This window comes from Streptomyces resistomycificus, from assembly GCF_001514265.1.
Taxonomy (GTDB): Bacteria; Actinomycetota; Actinomycetes; order Streptomycetales; family Streptomycetaceae; genus Streptomyces; species Streptomyces resistomycificus.
The window spans coordinates 783813-804067 of record NZ_KQ948988.1; the positions used below are offsets into that span (position 1 = coordinate 783813).

The following is a 20255-nucleotide window of genomic DNA, read 5'->3' on the forward strand; positions in this document are numbered from 1 at the left end:
GGCATCGCGCCCCGCGTCCGCCCGATACGTCTCCCTGATCCGGCTGTCTGCCGGAGGAGTTCCGCCCGACGTGCTCCGGATACGCGAAAGAAGGCTGATCATGGCCCCAGCCCCCACATCGACGTACAGCGCCATCACCTTGCACATCAACGGCGAGAAACACACCCTCTCCGTGGACCACCGCACCACCCTGCTCGACGCCCTGCGCGAGCGCCTCGACCTCACCGGCACCAAGAAGGGCTGCGACCAGGGGCAGTGCGGTGCCTGCACCGTCCTGCTCGACGGCCGCCGGGCCGTGTCCTGCCTGCAACTCGCGGTGGCGGCCGAGGGCCGTGAGATCACCACCGTCGAAGGCCTGGCCGAGGACGGGCGACTGCACCCGGTGCAGCAGGCGTTCCTCGACCTCGACGGCTACCAGTGCGGCTACTGCACACCCGGTCAGATCTGTTCGGCGATCGCGGTGATCGAGGAACACGCGGCGGGCTGGCCGAGCGCCGTCACCGAGGACGTCCGGCCCGAAGCGGGACCGCCCCCACTGACCGACGACGAGATCCGGGAGCGGATGAGCGGCAACCTGTGCCGCTGCGGCGCGTACGTGTCGATCGTCCAGGCCGTCTCCCGCGCGGCCGCGACCACGCCCGCGGACCGGGCGGGGACGGGAACGACGACGCGCGCTCACGGCGCGGACACGGACAGCACGGACCCCCACGGCACGGAGGCGGCCGCATGAAGGAGTTCGACTACCGGCGCGCCCTCGACGTGTCCGGAGCCCTCGCGCTGCTCGACGCCGACCCCGACGCCCGCTTCCTCGGCGGCGGCACCAACCTCGTCGACCTGATGAAGGCCGGTGTCGAGCGGCCCGCCCGGCTCGTCGACGTCCGCGAACTACCGCTGGCCGGCGTCGAGTCGACGGCGGACGGCGGCCTGCGCATCGGCGCGACCGCCACCAACAGCGACCTCGCCGCGCACCCCGACGTCCGCCGCCGCTACCCGGCGCTGGCGCAGGCGGTGCTGGCGGGCGCCTCCGGGCAACTGCGCAACATGGCCACGGTCGGCGGGAACCTGCTCCAGCGCACCCGCTGCGGCTACTTCGCCGACGTGACCAAACCCTGCAACAAGCGGGTCCCCGGCAGCGGTTGCCCCGCCGTCGGCGGCGAGCACCGCAACCACGCCGTCCTCGGCGCCTCCGAACACTGTGTGGCCGTCCACCCCTCGGACATGGGCGTGGCGCTGACCGCATTCGACGCGGTCGTCTCGTACGAAACGGCCGACGGGCCCGGCGAGTTGCCCATCGCGGACCTCTACCTTCCGGTCGGTGACACCCCGCACCGGGAGACCGCGCTGCCGCCCGGTGCGCTGATCACCGGCGTCACGCTGCCGCCGGCGCCCACCGCCGCCAACTCCCGCTACCGCAAGGTCCGCGAGCGTGCCTCGTACGCCTTCGCGATCGGTTCGATCGCCGCCGCGCTCGACGTCCGGGACGGTGTCGTACGCGACGCGCGTCTGGCGTTCGGGGCGGTCGCCTCCCGGCCGTGGCGGGCCCGCGCGGCCGAACGGGTGCTGACCGGCGCACCGGCCGACGCCGGGACCTTCGCCGCCGCGGCGGACGCCGAGCTGGCCGCCGCGAAGCCGCTGCCCCACAACGGATACAAGGTGACCCTGATGCGCAACCTCGTGGTGGCCGTGCTGACCGAACTCGCCGAGGAGGCCACCCGATGACCACCACCACGACCGGCGGCGCCACCTTCAAGGGCGCGGTCGGCAGCGCGCACACCCGAGTCGAGGGGCGGGACAAGGTCACCGGCGCGGCCCGCTACGCGGGCGAGATCCCCTTCGCCCGACTCGCCCACGGCTGGTTCGTGTTGTCCACCGTCGCCCGGGGCCGCGTCCGCTCGGTGGAGGACGGCCCCGTGCTGGGAATGCCGGGCGTGGTCGCCGTCCTGCACCACGCGAACGCCCCGCGCGTCGACACCGACTACGTCGGCCTGCTGGGCACCGCGCCGGACCCGACCGCCGCCGTCTTCCAGCACGACCGGGTGCCGCACGCGGGCTGGCCGGTCGCGCTGGTCGTCGCCGACACCTCCGAACAGGCGCGGGAGGCCGCCGAAGCGCTCGTCGTGCACTACGAGCAGGAGCCGCACGACGTCACCTTCGCCGCCGAGCACCCGGACGCCTACCCACTCGACTCGCACGGGCCTGCGGTGGCCGAGAAGGGCGACCTGGAGTCCGAACTCGCCGCCTCCGCCGTCGTCGTGGACGCCGAGTACACCACCCCTGAGGAACACCACAACCCGATGGAGCCGCACGCGGCGACGGCCCGCTGGGACGGCGGACGCCTCGAAGTCGTCGACTCCAACCAGGGCACGATGTGGGTCGCGGGCGAACTCGCCAACCTCTTCTCCCTCGACCCGGCCTCGGTGCGGGTGCGCTCCGAGCACGTCGGCGGCGGCTTCGGCAGCAAGGGCGTACGCGCCCACCAGGTGGCGGCCGTGATGGCCGCGACCGTCCTGCGGCGCCCGGTCCGGGTCGTCATGACACGCCGTCAGATGTTCTCGCTGGCCGGCTACCGCAGTCCCACGCGGCAGCGCCTCAGGCTCGGCGCCGACGCCGGGGGGCGGCTGCGGGCTCTGGAGCACCGCTCCCTCAGCCTCACCTCGACCGTCCACGAGTTCATCGAGACGGCCGCCGGCCCGGCCAGGACGATGTACGACGCCGACGCCCATCACACCGCCAACCGGGTGGTACGACTCGACGTGCCCACCCCGACGTGGATGCGCGCGCCGGGGGAGGCACCGGGGTCGTTCGCGCTGGAGTCGGCCTTCGACGAACTCGCCGAGCGGTGCGGCCTCGACCCGATCGAACTGCGTGCCCGCAACGAGCCCGCCCTGGGTCCGGTCTCCGGACTGCCCTTCAGCGGCCGCAACCTGCTCGCCTGCTTCCGGGAGGGCGCCCGCAGGTTCGGCTGGGCGGACCGGGACCCGCGCCCGGGCGTTCGCCGAGACGGGCGATGGCTGCTCGGCACCGGCACGGCGGCGGCCTCGTTCCCCGCCGGCGCCGCACCCTCCACGGCGGCCGTCACGGCCGAGGCGGACGGCACCTTCACCGTGCGGATCAACGCCGCGGACATCGGGACCGGAGCCAGGACCGCGCTCACCCTGGTCGCCGCCGACGCGCTGGAGACGGCGCCGGAACGGGTGCGGGTACGCATCGGGGACAGCGACTTCGGGCCCGCGTTCATCGCCGGCGGCTCGATGGGCACCCGCTCCTGGGCGTGGGCGGTAACGGCCGCCGCCGAGGAACTGCTCGAGCGTCTCACCCCCGGCGCCGCGATCCCGCCCGAGGGGATCACCGTACGGTCCGACACCACCGAGGCCGTCGGCGCGCTCGCCCGCAAGGAACGGCACTCCTTCGGCGCGCAGTTCGCCGAGGTCGCCGTGGACCCCGCCACCGGCGAGGTACGGGTGCGCCGCATGCTCGGCATCTTCGCCGCGGGCCGGATCGTCAACCCGCTCACCGCCCGCGGCCAGTTCGTCGGCGGGATGACGTGGGGCATCTCGATGGCCCTGCACGAGGAGGCGGTACGGGACCACGCCACCGGTGGCCACTACGGCGCCGACCTCGCCGGCTACCACGTCGCCGCGCACGCCGACGTACCGTCCGTCGAGGCGGACTGGATCGAGGACCCGGACCCCGACGACCCGGTCGGCATCAAGGGCATCGGTGAGATCGGCATCGTGGGCGCGGCGGCGGCGATCGCCAACGCGGTCTGGCACGCGACCGGGGTTCGCCACCGCCACCTGCCGATCCGGCCCGACCGGGTACTGACGGCGGGGGCGCCAAGTGCTTGACCTCGCCGAGGAGTTGCACCGCTGGTCCGAGGAGGGCCGGGACTTCGCCGTCGCCACCGTCGTGGCCGTCGAGGGCAGCGCCCCGCGCGGTCCCGGTGCCGCCCTCGCGGTCGACAGTGCGGGCACGGTGATCGGCTCGGTCTCCGGCGGCTGCGTGGAGGGCGCGGTGTACGACCTGTGCGTGCAGGCCCTCCAGGACGGCGAGACGGTCGTCCGGCGCTTCGGCTACAGCGACGAGGACGCCTTCGCGGTCGGCCTGACCTGCGGCGGAGTCCTGGACGTCATGGTCACGCCGGTCGACGCGCAAGCGCCCGCCCGGCCGGTCCTGCGCTCGGCGCTCGCCTCCGCCGCCGGCGGCGGAGGGCCGACGGCCCTCGCCCGCGTGGTCGACGGCCCGGCCGATCTCATGGGCGGGGCCCTGCTCGTGCGTGCCACGTCGCACGAGCAGGTCTCCCGCGGCGCTGACGACGATGCGTCAGGCGGGCGGCACGAGGCGGGGGCCCTGATCGTGCGTGCCACGTCGCACGAGCAGGTCTCCCGCGGCGCTGACGACGATGCGTCAGGCGGGCGGCACGAGGCGGATCCGCACGTGGACGGCACCGCCCGCCGCCCGCCCGTGGCCGGTCCCGGCGGAGGGTACGAAGGCGGCCTCGGTGGCCCGGCGGAACTGGACCGGCTCGCCGCCGCCGAGGCGCGGGCGCTGCTGGAGGCCGGACGCACCGGCACCGTCGAGGTGGCGACGGACGGCACCCACTGCCCTGGCGGACTGACCCTGCTCGTGGAGTCCAGCGTGCCGCCGCCCCGCATGATCGTCTTCGGTGCGATCGACTTCGCGGCGGCGCTCGTACGCGCCGGCAAGTTCCTCGGGTACCACGTGACCGTGTGCGACGCCCGTCCCGTCTTCGCCACCCCGGCCCGCTTCCCCGACGCCGACGAGATCGTGGTCGACTGGCCGCACCGCTATCTGCGGGGCACCGCGACCGACGCGCGCACGGTGCTGTGCGTGCTCACCCACGACGCCAAGTTCGACGTGCCGCTGCTGAAGGAGGCGCTGCGGATGCCGGTCGCGTACGTCGGTGCGATGGGCTCGCGCCGCACCCACGCCGACCGTGACCGAAGGCTGCGCGAAGTCGGCCTGACAGCAGGGGAGTTGGCGCAGCTCAGATCACCCATCGGGCTCGATCTCGGTGCCCGCACGCCGGAGGAGACCGCGCTGTCCATCGCGGCGGAGATCGTCGCGGCCCGGCGGGGCGGTACGGGTGTGCCGCTGACCGGTTCGGCGGTAGCGATCCACCGCGACGAGGGAGACGGAGGCGCCCGGGCGGCGGCCTGAGGCGCCGGACCCGGATTCGAGTGGTCGGGCCACGCGGACGGGCGTACCGTCGAACGGTGAACCGCGGTGGGCGCACGCGTCCACTGTCCCCCGCCGGGGGTTCGGCCCCCGAGAGTGCGACATGCCATGACGAGTCCGCAGCCGAGCACCTCAGCGCAGGCCACCACCCGGGAAACGGGCGGTGGCGGAAACGCCATGGCGCTGCTGGTCATCGCGTCCTGTCAGCTCATGGTGGTGCTCGACATCACCATCGTGAACATCGCCCTGCCCGACATCCAGCGCTCCCTGGACTTCTCCACCGAGAGCCTGGCCTGGGTGGTCAACGCCTACACCCTCACCTTCGGCGGACTGCTGCTGCTCGGCGGGCGGGCCGGTGACATCCTCGGCAGACGGCGCGTCTTCATCTTCGGCGTGCTGCTCTTCGTCTTCGCCTCCCTGCTCGGCGGGTTCGCCCAGAACGCCGGCCAACTCCTCGCGGCCCGTGCCCTCCAGGGCGTCGGCGGCGCCATCGCGTCACCGACGTCCCTCGCCCTGATCAGCACGACCTTCCGCGAAGGCCCCGAACGCAACCGGGCCTTCGGGGTCTTCGCCGCGGTCTCGGCGGGCGGCGGCGCGATCGGGCTGCTCGCGGGCGGGGTCCTGGTCGAGTGGCTGAACTGGCGCTGGGTGCTCTTCGTCAACGTCCCGATCGGGCTGCTCATCGTGCTCGCCACGCCCCGCTGGATCAGGGAGTCCGAACGCCACCCGGGCCGTTTCGACATCGCCGGCGCGCTCACCTCCACCGTGGGCATGGTGTTGCTGGTGTACGGGTTCATCCGCGCCGCGCAGGAAGGGTGGCGCGACGCGCTGACGGTGGCCTCGTTCGCCGTGGCCGTCGTCGTCCTCGCCCTGTTCGTGCTGGTGGAGCGCCGCTCCCGGCAGCCGATCACGCCCCTGCACATGTTCGCCGACCGTAACCGTGCGGGCACGTACGGCATCATGCTGTGCCTGGCCGCCGCGATCTTCGGCATGTTCTTCTTCCTGACGCTCTTCGTGCAGAACGTGCTGGACTTCAGCCCCATGCAGGCCGGGCTCGCCTTCCTGCCGGTCAGCGCGGTCATCGCGATCGGCGCCGGGCTGGCCTCGCGGTTCCTGCCGGTGTACGGCCCCAAACCCTTCATGGTGCTGGGGGCGGTCCTCGCGGCGGCCGGACTGGGCTGGCTGACCCTGACCGACGTGCACTCCACCTACGCGGGCAGCGTGCTCGGTCCGATGCTCGTCTTCAGCCTGGGCATGGGCATGGAGTTCGTCTCCCTCACCCTGATGGCACTGTCCGACGTGCCCGTGCAGGAGACCGGCGCGGCCTCCGGACTCCTCAACGCCACCCAGCAGGTCGGTGGTTCGCTCGGCCTGTCCATCCTGGTCACGATGTACGGAACGGCCAGCACCAACGAGGCCGAGAAGCAGGTCCCGCTCTTCCTCGAACAGGCGACCCGGCTCGAGCGGCTGCGCTTCCAGCGCACCGGGGAGCTCCCGAAGCCCTTCTCGGACGAGGTCCTGACCGCCGGTGTGTCGGCCGCCTTCATCATGGCCGCCATCTTCACCGCGATCGCCGCCCTGATCGCCGTGCTGGTCATCCAGGTCCGCCCGTCCGACCTGGAACGCCTCAAGGGCGGGGTGGGCCCCGGACCGGTGTGACACCGGCGCGCGCAGCCCGGCGGCCGCGATAAATGCCGTGCCCGACCCTGATCCCCTTCCCTACACTCACCACGAACCACGCGCCGCCCACCAGTTCGCTGCGCGGGTCATGACGTGGAACGACGAGTGAGGGGAGACCGGCCGTGCGTGAGTGCGCCGCTGTCGTCGTCCCCCGGTCGCAGTACGACGTGATCCTCGTGTCCTCGTCCGTCCGGTGCCCGCTGCGCGGCCGGTACCGGATGCCCCGGACGAACCCGAACCACTGAACCCACCACTGACCAGGACGTACCCCACAAACGTGGGGCGCACGTCCGTGCGTTGACGCCTCGGCGTCGCCTCCGTCAGTGAGAACGCCCCGTCCGGGAATCGCGCCGCCCCCTTCACCGATCCTTCCGAAAGGCCATGGGCCGTGCGCATCAACACCAACCCGCTCGCCGCCGTCCGCAATCTCGGCATCCTCGCCCACGTCGACGCCGGCAAGACCACCGTCACCGAGCGGATCCTGTTCGCCACCGGCACCACACACCGGCGGGGCGAGGTCCATGACGGCACGACCGTCACCGACTTCGACTCCCAGGAACGCGATCGCGGGATCACCATCTTCGCGGCGGCGGTCAGCTGCGCCTGGGACGGCCACCGCGTCAACCTGATCGACACCCCGGGCCACGTCGACTTCGCCGACGAGGTGGAACGCTCGCTGCGGGTGCTCGACGGCGCGGTCGCGGTGTTCGACGCCGTCGCGGGCGTCGAGCCGCAGAGCGAGTCGGTGTGGCGGCAGGCGGACCGGCACGGCGTGCCGAGGATCGCGTTCGTCAACAAGCTGGACCGTGCCGGGGCCGATCTCGACACGGCCGTCGAGTCGATCCGGGAACGGCTGCACCCGGCCCCGTTGGTCGTGCAGCTGCCCATCGGGAGCGAGGACGCCTTCACCGGCGTCGTCGACCTGCTGCGGATGCGGGCGCTGACCTGGCCCGACGGCGGCGACACGGTCCACGAGGGTCCCGTGCCGACGGCCCTGCGCGAGGAGGCGGCCAGGCGACGGCGACTTCTGGAGGAGACGGTGGCCGAACTCCATCCGGGCGCACTGGAGGAGTTCTGCGCACGGTCGGCGCTCGACACGCCCACGCTCGTCGACGCCCTGCGCGACCTCACCCGTACCGGCGACGGGGTGGTCGTGCTGTGCGGCTCGGCCTACCGCAACCGCGGGATCGAGCCGCTGCTGGACGCCGTCGTGGCGTATCTGCCCTCGCCGCTCGACGTGCCCGCCGTACGCGGCACGCACGACGACGAGGTGACGGAGCGGGCAGCCGACCCGCAGGCGCCCTTCGCGGCGCTGGCGTTCAAGGTGAACGCCACCCCTACGGGCCGGCTGACGTATCTGCGGGTGTATTCGGGAACGATCGAGAAGGGAGCCGCGGTGATGGACGCGGGCGCGCGGCGCACCGAGCGCATCGGGCGGATCCTGCGGGTGCAGGCCGACCGGCACGCCCAGCTGGAGCGCGCGGTCGCCGGGGACATCGTCGCCGTCGTCGGACTGAAGTCTGCCCGGCCCGGCTCCACCCTGTGCGCGCCGGGTGCCCCGCTCGTCCTGGAACCGCCGAGCGCGGCCGAACCGGTCGTCTCCGTGGCGGTCGAGGCCCGCAGGTCCACCGACACGGACCGGCTGGCCTCGGCGCTCGCGCGGCTGGCCGAGGAGGACCCGTCGCTGGTGGTCCGAACCGATCCTGAGACCGGTCAGACGCTGCTGTCCGGCATGGGCGAGCTGCACCTGGAGGTCGCGGTGGAGAAGGTGCGGCGCGACCACGGGATCGAGGTCGCCGTCGGCCGGCCGAGGGTGGCCTACCGGGAGACGGTCGCGCGCGGGGTGTCGGGTCTGGTGTACCGGCACGTCAAACAGGACGGTGGCGCGGGGCAGTTCGCGCATGTCGTCCTCGACGTCGAGCCGCTGGAGGCCGGCACCGGGATCGACGCCGGCGCCGGCGCCGGGTTCGAGTTCCGGTCCGCCGTCGTCGGCGGGCGGGTACCGCAGGAGTACGTGCGCGCGGTCGAGGCCGGCTGCCGGGACGCCCTGGCGGAGGGGCCGATCGGCGGGCACCCGGTGACCGGGCTGCGCGTCACCCTCACCGACGGGGCGACCCATGTGAAGGACTCCTCGGACACGGCCTTCCGCACCGCCGGCCGGTTCGCGCTCCGGGAAGCCCTGCGGGCCTCGACGATGACCCTGCTGGAACCGGTCGTCGAGGTCACGGTCACCGTGCCCGAGGACGCCGTCGGCACCGTCCTCGGCGATCTCGCCGCACGGCGCGGGCGGGTCTCCGGCTCGGTGACACGGGCCGGGTCGGCGGTGGTCACCGCGACCGTGCCGCTGGCCGAACTCTTCGGCTACGCCACCCGGTTGCGCAGCCGTACCCAGGGCCGCGGCACGTTCACGGCCCGCCCCACCGGCTACGCTCCGGCGCCGATCGCCACGGCGGTACGGTGACCGGCCACGCGGCGTGAGGACCGGCCATGCGGCGTGAGGACCGGCCATGCGGCGTGACGACCGGTACGCCGGCACGGTGACCGGCGATGTGGCCCCGCCCCGCCCCTGCCCGCCCGGGGTGGAGCGGGGCGGGGCCACCCCTGCTCACGGGTACGACACCACCGTGGACGGCACCGTCGAAGTCCCCGACGTCGGCGCGCCGATGTCATTGACGACGTGCTCGTACCGCCCGTTACGTTGATCGCGGCATCGTGGTCCCGGTCGTGGACGCTGCCGCAGGCGGTACAGGTGCGTTCCCGGATCCGCTGCTCCGCCTCACCGACGAGTACGGGGCCCGCGGGCCGTACGTCACCGAGGACGGTTCCGCCTTCCCGGACGTCGTCCGCTTCGACGGCACGGTGGCCGACCCCGAGCGGCAGGACTACCTGGTCGCACACCTCGCAGCCTGTGCGTCGGCCGCCCGCAGGGCCGCCCCGCCGGCCGGCTGCTTCGCCTGGTCGCTGCTGGACGACTTCGAGTGGGCGTACGGCTACGACAAGCGCTTCGGGCTGGTCCACATGGACTGCCGCACACAGGCCCGCACGATCATGGGGACCGGGCACCGGTACGCGGACATCGTGCGGGCGCACCGGGGGCGAGGGCGGCGGGCGGCCTGAGGGCGCGACCGGGGCGAACGGGGGCGAACGGGGGTGGGGCCGCTCGGCCCCGGTGAGCGCGGGTGCGGGTGCGGGAGCCCGGGCCCACCGGGGGCGAGCCGTCCCCCCCCCGTGACCAATTCGGTTGCCGCAGGTGGGGGCGACTGCGAGGCTCGGCCCATGCCCACCTTCCCCGCCCCCGACGGCACCCGTCTCGCCTACCACGTGTCCGGGGACGGCCCGCCCCTGATCTGTCTCCCCGGCGGCCCGATGCAGGACTCGGCGTATCTGGGCGACCTGGGCGGCCTGACCGCCCACCGCGCGCTGATCCGCCTGGACCTCAGGGGCACGGGCCACTCGGCGGCCCCGGACGACCCGGCGTCGTACCGCTGCGACCGTCTGGTCGACGACGTCGAGGCGCTCCGGAAGGAACTCGGGCTCGGCCGACCGGACCTCCTCGGCCACTCGGCCGGCGCCAACCTCGCGGCCCTGTACACCGCCCGCCATCCCGACCGCGTCGCGCGGCTGGCCCTGATCAACCCGAGCGTCTACGCGGTCGGCGTCGAGATCACCGCGGAGGACCGCCTGGGCACCGCACGCCTGCGCCGGGACGAAGTGTGGTTCACCCCGGCGTACACGGCCCTTGAAGCGATCGCCGCCGGCCGCGCCGCCCCCGGGGACTGGGAGGCCGTCGCCCCCTTCTGGTTCGCCCGCTGGGACGAGAAGGCCAAGGCCGCCCGGGAGGCCGAGCAGAGGCAGCGCAACGACGAGGCGGCGGCCGTGTACGGCTCCGAGGGCGCCTTCAGCCCGGCCGCCACCCGTGCGGCCCTCGGCAGGTTCGCCGCGCCGGTGCTCGTGATGGCCGGCGAGGTGGACGTGGCGGCCCCGCCGCGCGCCGTGGCCGAGTACGCGGGGCTGTTCCCCAACGCCGAGCTGGTGGTCCAGCCCGGCGCCGCGCACTTCCCGTGGCTGGACGACGCGGGGCGGTTCGTGACGACGTTCGCGGAACGGGGCTAGCAGTCCCGGAACTCCGGCGACTGGTTCAGCACCTGCGACCGCACCGACGTGAACCGCGCGTAGGTGTCACCGTCGAGCGCCTCCGGCCGGAAGGCCGCCACCCGGTGGCAGTTCTGGAAGGCGAGGGCCACCCCGAAGTGGCGCTCCAGGCTGCCGCGGATCGCGTCGCTGGCCAGGGCGCGCAGCAGCTGGCCGCGTTCCCGCTCGGACGGGGGAGGGGTCTGGTTGTCGGTGAACTCCGCGGTGCCGCCCTTGAGTTCGGTGGCGAGGGAGGCGATCAGGTCGTAGGCGTACGGCAGCGAGGTGCGGACCGTGTCCACGAAGTCCTCCTCGCGGACGGTGCCCTGTTCGGCTTCGGCGAGGAGCTGGGGAGAGACGTCGAGAGACATGGGTGCTGGCTTCCTGTCCTGTGGGTCGTGAGGTGCGGTGAGGTCGAGGTGTCGAGCCAGGGGTCAGGCGAGGGCGGCCGGCCCCGGTACGAAGTCCGGGTCCACCTGCGCGGCCAGGTCGAGGCCGGTCGCCTCGTCCGCCCAGGCCCGCGCGTTGCGCAGGTGGAACTCGACGGCGTGACGGTGATGGGTCGCCCAGTCCCGGGGGCGGGCGTCGACGGCCTCGCGCAGGACGTTCAGGGCGTGCGCGTTGTGCGGCTCCAGGGTGTCCAGCCCGCCCTGGTCGCGGCCCTGTTCGGCCGACCGCACCCAGGGCGAGTGCACGAGGTGCGTGAGAAGGTCGTCGCCGACGTGCTCCTTCAGGAAGAGCAGGTCGTCCTCGCCGGTCACCTTGTTGCCGATCACGGCGATCCGGATCCCGAACTCCCGGGCGTGGTCCCGGTACTGGCGGTACACCGAGACGCCCTTGCGGGTGGGTTCGGCCACCAGGAAGGTCATGTCGAAGCGGGTGAACAGGCCGGAGGCGAACGCGTCCGCGCCGGCCGTCATGTCGACCACGACGTACTCGCCCGGGCCGTCGACCAGGTGGTTGAGGTACAGCTCCACCCCGCCGAGCTTGGAGTGGTAGCAGGACACCCCCAGATCGCTCTCGTCGAACTCGCCCGTCACCATCAGCGGCACGTCGCCCACCCGCCGGACGTGGCGGGTGTGCAGTTCGTCGTCGCCGAGCAGGGTCAGCAGCCGTGAGCCCCGGCCGGGCGGAGTCGTCTTGATCATCGCCGCGGCGGAGGGGACGCGCGGGTTGGTGCCGCGCAGGAAGTCCTTGATCTCGCCGACGTGCGCGCCGAGGGGTGGGGCGCCCAGCGGGCCGTCGTCCTGGCCGAGCGCCTCGGCCAGGTGCTGGTTGATGTCGCCGTCGATGGCGAGGACCGGCGCGCCGGAGCGTGCCAGATGCCGGGTGAAGAGTGCCGACAGGGTGGTCTTGCCGCTGCCGCCCTTGCCGACGAACGCGATCCGCACTACCGCTCCATCTTTCCGAGAACACAGTTTTTGAAAATGGATGTCATGTCGATAGGTTGTAGGGGTCTGGATGATCAGTGTCAAATCCCCGCGCGGTCCCCCGGCCGTGATCCACTCACCGCCTTAATGCATATGATTGGCAAGTGCGTGACTACAGCATCAGGGCGGCGAGCCCGGACGACATCGACAGTGCGCGAGCCGTGATGCTCGACACCGTCTACCGCGACTTCAAGACCGGCTACGTGCCCCGCTGGCACGCCGACATCGTCGACCCGGCCGCCGCCTACCTCGCTCCCGCCCGCCACACCCTCCTCGTCGCCGTCGACCCGGCGGACGGAGCCGTCGTGGCCACGGCCGCCCTCGACTCCCGTGGCCCGGCCCACCCGCCGAACCCGCGTCAGGTCGCCGACCGCTTCCCCTCCGGCGAGACCGCTCAGCTGCGCCGCGTGTACGTCCGCCCGGAGCACCGCAGGCGCGGCCTCGCCCGGCGCCTGGTCGACGAACTGCTCGCCTTCGCCGTCGCCGACGGCGGCTACCGCGCCGTCTATCTGCACACCGACCCCGCTGTCACCGGTGCTGAACCGTTTTGGCGGTCGCTCGCCAAGGTCGTGCACGACGAGCGCGAAGACCCGGGCGCCGGCAACGGTGTCGTCCACTTCGAGATCCCGATGGGGCGGTGACGGCATGCGCCGCCGACACATACTCGGTTCCCTGCTGCTCGCCCCCCTCATGACGGCCTGCTTCGCGTCGAGCGGTGGCGGCGACTCCTCGGGCGACGGCAAGGCGGGCTCCCGACTGCGGGTCGCCCTCGCCTTCCCGCCCGCCGAGAACCTCTCGCCGTACGGTGCCGACGCCACCATCCTCAGCCGCCTCGGCGTCACCGAGGGCCTGACCGCCCTCGACGCCAACGGCTCCGCCGCTCCCGCGCTCGCCCAGTCCTGGCGTCAGGTCGACGACCGCACCTGGCTGTTCACCCTGCGCGAGGCCACCTTCCAGGACGGCTCGCAGGTCACCCCGGCCGCGGTCGCCGCCGCCCTCGGCCACGCCGCCGAGGCCAAGCCCGCGCCCGCCGCCCTGTCCGGCGTCACACTCACCGCCAAGGCCGACGGCGGCAGCGGTGTACGCGTCACCACTGGCGCCCCCGACCCCGTACTGCCCCTGCGCCTGTCCAGCCCGAGCCTCGCCGTCCTGTCCTCGAAGGCCTACGACGGCAAGGACGGCGCCGACCCGGTCGGCACCGCCACCGGACCCTTCGAGCTCACCAAGGTCACCGGCTCCACCGCCGCCACCCTCGACCGCTACGACGACTACTGGGGCGGCCGCGCCCAGGCCTCCGGCGTCGACGTCCGCTTCATCGCCGACGGCACCGCCCGCGCCGGCGCCCTGCGCACCGACGAGGTCGACGTCGCCGAGGCGGTCCCGGTCGCGCAGGCCGCCACCCTCGACAAGGCCACCCGCAAGGAGACGGCCACCACCCGCACCACGAGCCTCCTGCTGAACTCCGCCTCGGGCCCGTTCAAGGACGCGCAGCTGCGTGCCGCCGCCCGCCGGTCCGTGGACACCTCGGCCCTCGCCGAGGGCGTCTACGAGGGCTACGCCGACCCCGGCGCCGGCATCTACGGACCCGCCGTGACCTGGGCCGAGGGCAAGCGCCGGCAGCCGACCGGGCGGGCCGGGGCCGCGACGCCCGACGGGACCAGGATCACCCTCGCCACCTACGACAACCGGCCCGAACTCCCGGAGGTCGCCCAGGTGCTGAAGCAGCAGCTGGAGAAGGCCGGGTTCCGGGTCACCCTGCAGGTGCGGGAGTACTCCCGGCTGGAGAGCGACGCGCTGGAAGGCAAGTTCGACGCGTTCGTGCTCGCCCGCAACACCCTCGTCGACACCGGCGACCCGCTCGCGGTCCTCGCCAGCGACTACACCTGCGACGGCGGCTACAACATCGCCCAGCTCTGCGACAAGAACGTCGACCGGGCCGTCGCCGAGGCCGAGGGCGTCGCCGGCACCGCCGAGCGGCAGGACGCGGCCATGACCGCCGAGGCCGCGATCCTCGGCACCGACGCCGTCGTCCCGCTGGTCCACCAGCGCATCATCACCGGCGTCGCCGACTCGGTCAGCGGAGTGCTCCTCGACCCGTACGAGCGCACCCTCCTCGGCACCGGAACCCGGCGCTGACCCGTGCGACGACACGTGGCCGCACTCGTGTGGCGAGCCGCCCTCGCGGCCGCCCTCGTGTGCGGCATCGGCCTGCTGCCCTGGCTGAGCCGGACGGACCCCGCGCTGACCGTCCTCAAGGCGCGCTCCGCCGACCGCGACCCGACCCCCGGGGTACTCGCCGACATCCGGGACCAACTCGGCTTGGACAAAGGGCCGTTGTCCCTGCTCGGAGAGTGGCTCGGCGGTCTGTGGCGGGGTGACGCGGGCCGGTCGTGGCTCTCCGGCGACGAGGTCGCGCCCGCGGTGCTCCAGGCACTCGGCGCGTCCCTGCTGCTGATGGCGGTGGCCCTCGCGGTCGCCGCCCTCACCGCCGCCCTGATCTGCGCCCGCACCCTGTGGCTCGGCGCCCACCGGCGCCTCGACGGCAGGCGGTCGGGCGGCGGCGGCTCGGCCGTCCTCGCCGCGCTGCCCGAGTTCCTCACCGCGTCCGTCCTGGCCACCGTGGTGGGCGTACAGCTGGGCTGGCTGCCCGCCCTCGGCTGGTACGGACCCCGGTGGACGGTGTTGCCCGCCCTCGCGCTCGGACTGCCCGCGGGCGCCGTCATCGGCCGGCTCCTCGACGACCTGCTGCCCGGTGCCTTCGCCGAACCCTGGGCCCTGGCCGCCGCCGCGCGCGGACTGCCGGGCCGCGGCATCGCCCGCCAGGCCGTCCGCCGCTGTCTGCCCGGACTGCTCCCCAACCTCGGCCTGTTCGTGGTCGGTCTGACCGGCGGGGCGGTCGCCGTGGAGCAGATCTTCGACATCCCCGGCCTCGGCCGCACCACCCTGCAGGCCGCCCTCGCCCAGGACCTGCCCGTCCTCCAGGCCGGCACGCTCGCCCTGGTCCTGCTGGCGGCGCTGGCGGCGGGCCTCGCCGCCCTCGCCACCCGGCGTCTCGTCGGCCCGGCCCTGCGCGACGGCGCCCTGCAGTCCCTGCACCGGCCCGCACCTTCGGTCCGCAGCACACTGCCCTTCGTCTACGGCGGCCTGCTCCTCCTCGTCGTCGCCCTCGGCCTGCCCCGCGATCCGCTCGCCCTGGACACCGGCGAGCGTCTGCGCCCGCCCTCGGGGAGTCATCCGTTCGGCACCGACGCCCTCGGCCGGGACGTCCTCGCCCGCGTCGCGCACGGCGCCCTCGACACCCTGCTGCTCGCTCTCGCGATCGGCGCCGCCGCCCTGCTGACGGGCGTCCTGCTCGGCCTGGCCCCCCGGCTCTCGGGGCCGCTCGTCGACACCGTGAGCGCGGTCCCGCCCGTGTTGCTCGCCCTGCTCGTCACCGCGGTCGCCGGCAGCGGGCCCGCCACCCCCGCGCTCGCCGTCGGCGCCGTGGCCTGGGCGCCACTGGCCGCGCACACCTCCGCGCTGCTGCGCCAGGAAAGGGCCGCCCTCCACGTCACGGCGACCCGGGGTCTGGGCGCCGACCGCTGGTACCTCCTGCGCCACGAACTGCTGCCCGCCGCCCTGCCACCCGTCACCCGGCACGCCCTGCTGCGCCTGCCCGGCATCGCCCTGGCGCTCGCCTCCCTCGCCTTCCTCGGCCTCGGCGCCCAGCCGCCCTCCCCGGAGTGGGGCCTGCTCCTCGCCGAGAACCAGCCCTACGCCGAACGCGCCCCCTGGGCGGTGCTCGCGCCCGCCGCCGTACTCGCCCTGCTCGGCGCGATCGCGGTGAGCGCCGCAGGCGGGGTGCGGCTGCCGAGGCGGGTCCGGCGTCGCGCCCCCGAGCCCCCGCTCGAAGAGACGTCACCCGCGGAGGAGTTGGTGGGAGCCCGATGACCTCACTGTCGACCAGGCTGCGCAAGGAACCCGCGCACGCCTCTCTCTCGCCCCTGCTGCGACTGCTGATCCTCACCCAACTCGCCTTCAACCTTGGCTTCTTCGCCGTACTGCCCTTCCTGTCCGAACACCTCGGACAGGCCATGGGCATGGCCGGCTGGCTGGTCGGCCTGGTGCTGGGCCTGCGCACCTTCAGTCAGCAGGGGCTGTTCCTGGTGGGCGGCGCGCTGGCCGACCGGTACGGCATCCGGCCGGTGGTGCTCGCGGGCTGCGTCCTGAGGATCGCCGGGTTCGCCTGGCTCGGCTACGCGGAGGCGACCTGGGCGGTCATCGGTGCCGTCCTGCTGATCGGGTTCGCCGCCGCGCTGTTCTCGCCGGCCGTGGAGTCCGAGGTCGCCCGGCAGGCGGTGGCCTGGGAGTCGGCCGGCGGCGGCTCCCGAACCCGCGTGCTGGCCCTGTTCACCGTCGCCGGACAGGCGGGCGCGTTCGTCGGCCCGCTGCTGGGCGCACTGCTGCTGTCGGTGGACTTCCGCACGGTCTGCCTGGCGGGGGCCGGGATCTTCGTCCTCGTCCTGGCCGGACACGCCTGGCTGCTGCCGCAGCACATCCCCGGCCGGGAACGCGTCCAGGTCCGCGGCGGCTTGGGGGCGCTGCTGCGCAACCGCCGCTTCCTCGCGCTGTGCTGCGCGTACGGCGCCTACCTGCTCGCCTACAACCAGCTCTACCTCGCCCTGCCCGACGAGGTGCAGCGGGCCGCCGGCTCGCAGGCGCCGCTCGCCTGGCTGTTCGCCCTGTCGTCCCTGCTGGTGGTGACCGCCCAGCTCCCCGTCACCCGCTGGGTGGGGGACCGGCTCGACCTGCGCAGGTCCATGGTGAGCGGGCTGCTGCTGATCGCGGCCGGATTCGCGGTCGTGGCCGTCGCCCGGCCGGCCGGCTGGACCGGCACCCCGGGCCTGCTGCCCGCGGCCGGCTTCGTCGTGCTGCTCACCCTCGGCCAGATGCTGGTGGCCCCCGTCGCCCGCGCCTGGGTGCCCGACCTCGCGGAAGAGGGCCGACTCGGCCTCTACACGGGAGCGTTGTCCTCGGTGTCCGGCCTGATCGTCCTCGTCGGCAGCGCGGCCACGGGAACGCTGCTGGACAGCGGACTGCCGGCGGTGGTGCCCTGGTTGGTGCTGGCGGCCGTACCGGCGTGCGCGATCGGGCTGTTGCCGCGGCGGTAGGGGCCCGCCATGGAGACCCAGGACATCCGGGTGGAGGTCGCCCGGGCAGCGGACCGGGAACTCGTCGACGCCTTCGACCGGATGCTGCCGCAGCTGTCCTCGACCGCGGCGCGCCTCGACCTGGTGGCCCTCGACCGCATCCTTCGCTGCGACGCGAACACCCTGCTGGTCGCCCGCTCGGGCGAGGCCGTCGTCGGCACCATGACGTTCGTGGTGTTCCCGGTGCCCAGCGGCCTGCGGGCCCGTATCGAGGACGTCGTCGTCGACCACGAGGCGCGAGGCCGGGGAATCGCCGGGCTGCTCACCCACGAGGCGCTGCGGCCGGCCGCCGAGGCGGGCGCGCGGACCGTCGACCTCACCTCACGGCCCGACCGGACTGCCGCGAACCGGCTGTACGAGCGACTGGGCTTCAAAGCCAGAGGGTCGACGGTGTACCGGGTACCGCTAAAGGGCTGACGCCCCCTCGGGTCCGTCAGGTTCGGCTTCGCTGGGTTCGGCCGCGCTGGGTTCGGCCCCGTTGGGCTTGGCCGCGCCGGGTTTGGTCCCGTCACGCGTAGCCCCGTCAGGTTTGGCCCCGTTGGGCTTGGCCACGCCGGGCTTGGCCCCGTCACACGCAGCCCCGTCAGGTTCTGCCCCGTCACGCGCAGTCCCGCCAGGCTCGGACCGGCAGGTTTCATCCCGTCAGGACGCCACCGGCTCCGGCTCCGGCATGAGCTCCAGCACCGCCGCCACGGAAGCCCGCGGGGCGCGCGAGGTCCGGTACAGCCACAGGATGTCCCGGCCGAACGACCAGACCAGCAGCCCCAGCGCCGACGCGACGACCGCGAACGTCCCCGGGTACGGCAGCAGACCCGACGCGGCCAGCAGGAGGAGGACACCCTGGAGCGCGGCGACCGTCTTGCGGGCCGTGCTCGGCGGCAGCGGCGCGTTGAGCCAGGGCAGCACGCGGGCCGCGGCGACGAACGCGTACCGCATGACGCCGATCAGCAGGACCCACGGGCCGAGGGCCGTCGCGACGTACACGCTGAGCACCAGGATCAGGAACGCGTCGACCTCCATGTCGAAGCGCGCGCCCAGCGGGGTCGAGGTACCGGTGCGGCGGGCGACCTTGCCGTCCACCCCGTCGAGGATCAGGGCCACCGCCGTCAGACCGACGAACAGCGTCACCGGCGGTGAGCTCTCGAAGGAGTCGGCGACCAGGGCGGTCACCACGCCGACCAGGGTCGCCCGGCCGAGCGTCACCCGGTTCGCCGGGCCGAAGGAGCGCAGCCGCGAGCGGTGCAGAGCCCGGGAGAGCACCGCCCAGGTGGCGATGGCGAAGGCGAGGCCGGTGAGCCAGCCCGCCGGCCCCATGCCGATCGCCGTGCCGAGCAGGGCCAGCAACAGGATCTGCAGACCCGCTCCCACCGCGGTCTCCTGCTGGACCAGCCTTGCTTCGTAAGTGTTGTTCAGGGCCACCGCACATTCCTCCGGCCAGGTGACAGAGTCGATCAAGGCCGCGTACTGTGCGCGACCTGTGCACACCTCGGTACGTGAACAGGTTCCCGATCGTTCAGGAGGACGCCGATGAAGCGCACCGCACGTGCGTTCTGGCTCGACGCTCCGGGCCATGGCGAGATCCGTGAGACCGCCCTGCCGGACCCCGCCGACGGCGAGGTCGTCGTCCGCTCGCTGTACTCCGGCGTCAGCCGGGGCACGGAGACACTGGTGTTCCGCGGCGGGGTGCCCGAGAGCCAGCACACGGCCATGCGAGCGCCCTTCCAGGAGGGCGACTTCCCGGCACCGGTGAAGTACGGCTACCTCAACGTGGGCGTGGTGGAGGAGGGCCCGGGCGACCTCGTCGGCCGAACCGTCTTCTGTCTGTACCCGCACCAGACGCGGTACGTCGTCCCGGTGGCCGCGGTGACGGTCGTACCGCCGTCCGTACCCGCCGAACGGGCCATCCTCGCCGGCACGCTGGAGACCGCCGTGAACGCCCTCTGGGACGCGGCACCTCTGGTCGGCGACCGGATCGCCGTCGTCGGCGGCGGCATGATCGGCAGCTCGGTGGCCGCCCTGCTGGCCCGATTCCCCGGCGTCCGCGTCCAGTTGGTCGACGCCGACCCCGCCCGCGCCAAGACCGCGGAGGCCCTCGGCGTCGGCTTCGCCCTGCCCGGGGACGCGCTCGGCGAGTGCGACCTCGTCGTCCACGCCAGCGCCAGCGAACAGGGCCTAGCCCGTTGTCTGGAACTGCTGACCGCCGAGGGCACCGTCCTCGAACTGAGCTGGTACGGCGACCGGCAGGTCAGCCTCCCGCTCGGCGAGGCCTTCCACTCCCGGCGCCTGGTCATCCGCAGCAGCCAGGTCGGAACCGTGTCACCCGCCCGCCGCTCCAGCCGCAGCTACGCCGACCGCCTCGCCCTCGCCCTCGACCTGCTCGCCGACCCGGCGCTGGACGCCCTCGTCACCGGGGAGAGCACGTTCGGTGAACTGCCCGACGTGCTGCCGCGGCTCGCCTCCGGCGAGATCCCCGCCCTGTGCCACCGGGTCCGCTACGACGAGGACGAGTGATCCGGCGACACGCACCTTCAACTCCGTGCGACCTGCCTCGGGTACACAAGAGCGCCTGACCTGAGAAAAGAGTGAGAGGAGGCTGAACACGGGGAAGCGAAGAGCCGTACTACAC

Annotated in this window: 17 protein-coding genes and 1 pseudogene; 15 read left to right on the forward strand and 3 right to left on the reverse strand. The window is 73.5% G+C overall.

All coding sequences use genetic code 11. From position 1 onward, the window contains the following. The first annotated feature begins 100 nt into the window (after positions 1-100). From AQJ84_RS03265 to AQJ84_RS03305, 9 genes and pseudogenes are all read left to right on the forward strand, one after another. A complete protein-coding gene (locus tag AQJ84_RS03265) occupies positions 101-730 on the forward strand; it encodes a (2Fe-2S)-binding protein (protein WP_051869760.1) in 630 nt (209 codons plus the stop codon). Then, entirely contained in the window at positions 727-1719 is a 993-nt protein-coding gene (locus tag AQJ84_RS03270) for an FAD binding domain-containing protein (protein ID WP_053190247.1), read from the forward strand. The genes AQJ84_RS03265 and AQJ84_RS03270 overlap by 4 nt, the downstream gene beginning before the upstream one ends. Further along, positions 1716-3848, forward strand: coding sequence for a xanthine dehydrogenase family protein molybdopterin-binding subunit (locus AQJ84_RS03275; protein WP_053190246.1), 2133 nt, complete (start codon positions 1716-1718; stop codon positions 3846-3848). The genes AQJ84_RS03270 and AQJ84_RS03275 overlap by 4 nt, the downstream gene beginning before the upstream one ends. Further along, entirely contained in the window at positions 3841-5181 is a 1341-nt protein-coding gene (locus AQJ84_RS03280; protein WP_053190245.1) for an XdhC family protein, read from the forward strand. The genes AQJ84_RS03275 and AQJ84_RS03280 overlap by 8 nt, the downstream gene beginning before the upstream one ends. A gap of 195 nt (positions 5182-5376) precedes the next feature. Then, complete coding sequence (locus tag AQJ84_RS03285; RefSeq protein WP_030039630.1) at positions 5377-6858, forward strand: MFS transporter; 1482 nt, start codon at positions 5377-5379, stop codon at positions 6856-6858. 415 nt (positions 6859-7273) lie between these two features. Beyond that, positions 7274-9340: an elongation factor G gene (gene fusA / locus AQJ84_RS03290; protein WP_053190290.1), complete on the forward strand. Its 2067-nt coding sequence runs from the start codon at positions 7274-7276 to the stop codon at positions 9338-9340. Between the two features lie 46 nt (positions 9341-9386). Continuing rightward, on the forward strand, positions 9387-9581 hold the full coding sequence (locus AQJ84_RS03295; protein ID WP_030039629.1) for a hypothetical protein: 195 nt from the start codon (positions 9387-9389) through the stop codon (positions 9579-9581). A gap of 64 nt (positions 9582-9645) precedes the next feature. Beyond that, positions 9646-9996: pseudogene (locus tag AQJ84_RS03300) on the forward strand (family 1 glycosylhydrolase); the annotation flags it as partial. 159 nt (positions 9997-10155) lie between these two features. After that, positions 10156-10992 carry an alpha/beta fold hydrolase gene (locus AQJ84_RS03305; protein ID WP_030039627.1) on the forward strand — a complete coding sequence of 279 codons (837 nt, stop codon included), beginning with the start codon at positions 10156-10158 and terminating at the stop codon, positions 10990-10992. Here AQJ84_RS03305 and AQJ84_RS03310 read toward each other — a convergent pair. Beyond that, entirely contained in the window at positions 10989-11381 is a 393-nt protein-coding gene (locus tag AQJ84_RS03310) for an SCO5389 family protein (RefSeq protein ID WP_030039626.1), read from the reverse strand. The two genes, AQJ84_RS03305 and AQJ84_RS03310, sit on opposite strands and share 4 nt — an antisense overlap. A gap of 63 nt (positions 11382-11444) precedes the next feature. Then, the gene (locus tag AQJ84_RS03315; RefSeq protein ID WP_030039625.1) at positions 11445-12401 is read right to left on the reverse strand and encodes an ATP-binding protein; all 957 of its coding nucleotides are present in this window, start codon (positions 12399-12401) and stop codon (positions 11445-11447) included. Positions 12402-12544: 143 nt separating this feature from the next. On the opposite strand from AQJ84_RS03315, the gene AQJ84_RS03320 reads away from it, so the two are divergent. Genes AQJ84_RS03320 through AQJ84_RS03340 form a run of 5 tightly spaced genes read left to right on the forward strand, consistent with a single transcriptional unit; the run spans position 12545 to position 18046 of the window. Next, entirely contained in the window at positions 12545-13081 is a 537-nt protein-coding gene (locus AQJ84_RS03320; RefSeq protein WP_030039624.1) for a GNAT family N-acetyltransferase, read from the forward strand. A 4-nt stretch (positions 13082-13085) separates the two neighbouring features. Then, positions 13086-14576: an ABC transporter substrate-binding protein gene (locus tag AQJ84_RS03325; protein ID WP_053190244.1), complete on the forward strand. Its 1491-nt coding sequence runs from the start codon at positions 13086-13088 to the stop codon at positions 14574-14576. A gap of 15 nt (positions 14577-14591) precedes the next feature. Then, positions 14592-16370: an ABC transporter permease subunit gene (locus AQJ84_RS03330; protein ID WP_374934560.1), complete on the forward strand. Its 1779-nt coding sequence runs from the start codon at positions 14592-14594 to the stop codon at positions 16368-16370. Beyond that, complete coding sequence (locus AQJ84_RS03335) at positions 16367-17590, forward strand: MDR family MFS transporter (protein WP_053190242.1); 1224 nt, start codon at positions 16367-16369, stop codon at positions 17588-17590. The genes AQJ84_RS03330 and AQJ84_RS03335 overlap by 4 nt, the downstream gene beginning before the upstream one ends. A gap of 9 nt (positions 17591-17599) precedes the next feature. Beyond that, positions 17600-18046, forward strand: coding sequence for a GNAT family N-acetyltransferase (locus AQJ84_RS03340; RefSeq protein ID WP_030039619.1), 447 nt, complete (start codon positions 17600-17602; stop codon positions 18044-18046). A 225-nt stretch (positions 18047-18271) separates the two neighbouring features. Here the strand turns inward: AQJ84_RS03340 and AQJ84_RS03345 are convergent, their stop codons facing one another. Then, positions 18272-19048: a CDP-alcohol phosphatidyltransferase family protein gene (locus AQJ84_RS03345; RefSeq protein ID WP_037802582.1), complete on the reverse strand. Its 777-nt coding sequence runs from the start codon at positions 19046-19048 to the stop codon at positions 18272-18274. A 108-nt stretch (positions 19049-19156) separates the two neighbouring features. Here AQJ84_RS03345 and AQJ84_RS03350 point away from each other — a divergent pair, with 108 nt between their 5' ends. Beyond that, on the forward strand, positions 19157-20140 hold the full coding sequence (locus AQJ84_RS03350; RefSeq protein WP_030039617.1) for a zinc-dependent alcohol dehydrogenase: 984 nt from the start codon (positions 19157-19159) through the stop codon (positions 20138-20140). Positions 20141-20255 lie beyond the last annotated feature (115 nt).